The organism is Syntrophomonas sp., assembly GCF_028707975.1.
Classification (GTDB): domain Bacteria; phylum Bacillota; class Syntrophomonadia; order Syntrophomonadales; family Syntrophomonadaceae; genus Syntrophomonas.
This window is the reverse complement of record NZ_JAQVZX010000152.1, coordinates 1-3426: the sequence shown is the minus strand read 5'-3', so window position 1 is coordinate 3426 and position 3426 is coordinate 1. Positions and strand designations below refer to the sequence as shown.

5 protein-coding genes are annotated in these 3426 nt (G+C 50.7%); all 5 read left to right on the top strand.

Features of this window, described 5'->3' with window-relative positions:
• A partial coding sequence (locus PHP87_RS11500; RefSeq protein ID WP_299921508.1) for a DUF3006 domain-containing protein occupies positions 1-186 on the top strand: 186 nt, incomplete at its 5' end.
• Between the two features lie 220 nt (positions 187-406).
• Positions 407-631, top strand: a complete 225-nt coding sequence (locus tag PHP87_RS11495) for a MoaD/ThiS family protein (protein ID WP_299921506.1) — start codon at positions 407-409, stop codon at positions 629-631.
• Positions 632-695: 64 nt separating this feature from the next.
• Positions 696-1514 (top strand): HesA/MoeB/ThiF family protein, encoded by an 819-nt coding sequence (locus PHP87_RS11490; RefSeq protein WP_299921504.1) that lies wholly within the window; start codon positions 696-698, stop codon positions 1512-1514.
• Positions 1515-1827: 313 nt separating this feature from the next.
• Positions 1828-2307 (top strand): 4Fe-4S dicluster domain-containing protein, encoded by a 480-nt coding sequence (locus tag PHP87_RS11485; protein WP_299921502.1) that lies wholly within the window; start codon positions 1828-1830, stop codon positions 2305-2307.
• A gap of 1 nt (position 2308) precedes the next feature.
• Positions 2309-3426, top strand: a 1118-nt coding sequence (locus PHP87_RS11480; RefSeq protein WP_299921500.1) for an aldehyde ferredoxin oxidoreductase N-terminal domain-containing protein, incomplete at its 3' end; no start/stop codon positions are given.

Below are 3426 nucleotides of genomic sequence, written 5' to 3'. Positions count from 1 at the left end.
TTTGCTCTTCTGGAAATAAGGGGTAAGGAGCAAGTGATTAAAGTCCAGCGGGCTAAACTGCCGCCGGCGGCTCGGGAAGGCGATGTATTGCTCTGCCAGGGCGAAGAATGGCTTATTGACCATAAAGGTACTGAAGTACTCAAGAAAGAAGTGGAACACCTGGCCGCTGAGTTGTGGCAGGATTGAATTTGTCAGGCTATGTAGGGAACGACCCCCGTGTCGTTCCGAATCAGGCGCAACAACCTTAATAGCGACTGCAAGGCATTGTAAGGGCGGTCTTCGACCGCCCGCTTTCACCTTCGCCAGCGCTTTGTATATTCATGCAACCCTTCTGCATAAAAAGGGGTTTTTGCAGTGGAACTAAACTTGGACAGGTTTTGTGTAGAAATAATCGGGAGGTAGATAGGTGAAGATAGTAGTTAAGCTATTTGCAACATTGCGCCAGGGGCGTTTTAAGGTTCAAAGCGGGATTTATCCTGAAGCGGCCAAGGTGCAAGATATAGTTGAGGGACTGGCTATATCCCCGACCGACCTGGGCATAATATTCGTAAATGGAAAATCGGCTGACCTGAACCGGGTGCTGCATGAGGGAGATACCATTTCCATTTTTCCGCCGGTAGGAGGGGGATAAATGATCAAAGCATTAAAATATAGTAAGCCGGAAGGCCGGCGGCATCCAGGGGGATGTTTGTAGAATGGATAAAATGGATGTATTGTTGCGGCAAAAAGCCCCATCCGGGCTTATTGGCTGGAAAGAAGAAGAGGAAATGGCTCTGGCCCTGGGTTTATCTTTACACGAAACCGAGGGAAGGCTCCTGGCCCAGGGTGTTTTACCCCGGCGTTACCAGCGCAACGCAAAATCCATCACCCGGGAAGAACAGTGCCGTTTATTCCAGTCCCGGGTGGCGGTAATCGGTTGCGGAGGATTGGGAGGCTACCTCTTGGAGGAACTGGCCCGCCTGGGAATCGGTTCAATATCCGCCTGGGATTATGATAATTTTGCCGAGCATAATCTTAACCGTCAACTGCTGGCGGAGATAGATTCAATTGGGCAAAGTAAGGTTGAAACAGCGGCCAAAAGAGTTCAGGCCATCAACCCGGCCGTGAAATTCCAGGCCTTCAATAGACCTTTTGCGGCAGGGGAGGGGGAGGATTTGCTGGCCGGACATCAGGTGGTGGTGGATGCCCTGGATAGCATTCCTGTACGCAAGATGCTGGCTGCTGTCTGCCAGCGCATGTCGCTGCCCCTGGTACATGGTGCTATTGCCGGCTGGTGTGGCCAGCTTTGTACCCAGTTTCCCGGTGAGGACAGCCTGGAAATAATCTATCGGAACAGCAGCCAGGAGCAGGGGGCGGAAAGCAAGCAGGGGGTCCTGGCATTTGCTCCAGCTGTGGTGGCCAGTTTGCAGGCTGCTGAGGTGGTAAAAATCCTTCTGGGTCGGGGGGAACTTTTGCGTAAACGCCTTCTTTTTTTTAACCTTCTGGATATGGAGTTTGAGGTTTTGGACTTGTAAGTAAGGTATACTGTTTCCTTGTATCACGAAATGTAACAATACCGTCACCTGGATGTAACTTGCTTGTGACAGTGTTGTTACAATGGTTATCCTAACGGCAAATAATCTTATCAACCCCGTTCACTTGAATCGCGGTGAGGCGGGGTTTTGTTTTTATCTGGAAAGCACTTGGGGGAGTTGGCATGATTCTTGCTGTCTAATATTACAGAGGTAAATGATTAAGGCTGGTTGGTGGAGTCCAGGAACAAGGCAGTTGTAGATCAAGCAAAAAAGGAGGTGAAATCTGGTTTTCACTAAGGGAAGCCAGAGCGAGATGGAAAAGATTATTGTAGTTCAACCGGAAAAATGTACTGGCTGCAGAACCTGTGAACTGGTGTGTTCGTTTACTCACAGCGGAGAATTCAACCCGGCCCGGTCACGCATATCGGTTTTTAGTTTTGAAAAAGTGGGATTTTCCTCCCCGGTTCTCTGCCAGCAATGCAGCACAGCGGCTTGTATGCAGGTCTGCCCGGTAGGAGCCGTAAGTCGCGATAATAAAACTGGTGCCATGGTGGTAAATTCAAGCCGTTGTCTGGTTTGCAAGGCTTGTACTATTGCCTGTCCTTTGGGAGCTACTTTCTATGATCATATCAGCGACAGTATTATCAAATGTGACCTTTGCGGCGGGGATCCGGAATGTGTGAAGTTCTGCCCTTCCGGTGCCATCACTTATCAGGAAGCGGGCGAAGCCGGACTGGCGCGTCGCAAGGCGGTTGCAGCCAGGCTTAAGGATGTTTATGAGGAGGTGAGTTAGGATGTATGCATGGATAGGACAGATTTTAAGGGTTAACCTTACTGACGCTACGATCAAAAAAGAAAAGCTCGATCCGCTGCTTCTAAGAAATTATATCGGAGCCCGGGGCCTGGGAAGCAAATTGTTCATGAATGAAGTAAACCCTCAGGTAGATCCCTTGAGCTCGGAAAACAAGATTATTTTTATGACCGGCCCTCTTACCGGAACTTTGGCTGCCTCAGGCGGACGCTATAATGTAGTAACCCGGGGACCACTAAACGGCACCATTGCCGCTTCCAACTCTGGGGGGAGTTTCGGTCCGGAACTCAAATATGCCGGTTATGATGGAATCATTTTTGAAGGCAAAGCGGAAAAGCCGGTCTATTTATGGATAAATAACGGCGAAGTGGAATTGAGAAGTGCAGAAGAACTCTGGGGTCGCAATGTTCCGGAGACGACTGATATGATTAAGCAGGCTACGCACGAGGAGGCCAAAGTGGCCTGTATAGGGCCAGCCGGAGAAAAACTGGTCAAGTTCGCCTGCATTATGAATGAGTATAACCGGGCTGCAGGGCGCTCCGGGGTGGGAGCGGTCATGGGCTCAAAGAACTTGAAAGCGCTGGCGGTTCGAGGTAGCGGAGGCATCAAAGTGGCCAACCAGCAAGGGTTCATGCAGGCAATTACTGATGCCCGGAACAAATTGAAAGCGCATCCCGTAACCGGGGCCGGTTTGGCAGCTTATGGCACCAATGTTCTGGTAAATATTCTGAATGAGCACGGGGGCTTGCCGGTAAAGAACTTCAGTGAAGCTGCGGTTTTTGATCGGGCAGAAAATGTTTCCGGCGAGTACCAGGCCGAGCACTGCCTGGTGCGCAACAAGGGGTGTTTCGGTTGTTCCATCGGTTGTGGCCGGGTTAGCCGCAACCGGGGCAAATATAAAGGTATTGGCGAAGGGCCGGAGTACGAGGCAACCTGGGGTTTGGGGCCCAACCTTTTTATCGATGATTTTGAAGCCATTTCCAAGGCCAACTTCCTCTGCAACGAGTTGGGTCTTGATCCCATCTCCCTGGCCGGTACCCTGGCCTGTGCTACGGAAATGATGGAAAAGGGCTTCATTCCCCGGGAAAAAGCGGAGTTAAG

Coding starts and splice junctions, on each gene's coding strand:
- PHP87_RS11490 (WP_299921504.1), top strand. CDS start 696: ATGGATAAAATGGATGTATTGTTGCGGCAAAAAGCCCCATCCGGGCTT.
- PHP87_RS11485 (WP_299921502.1), top strand. CDS start 1,828: ATGGAAAAGATTATTGTAGTTCAACCGGAAAAATGTACTGGCTGCAGA.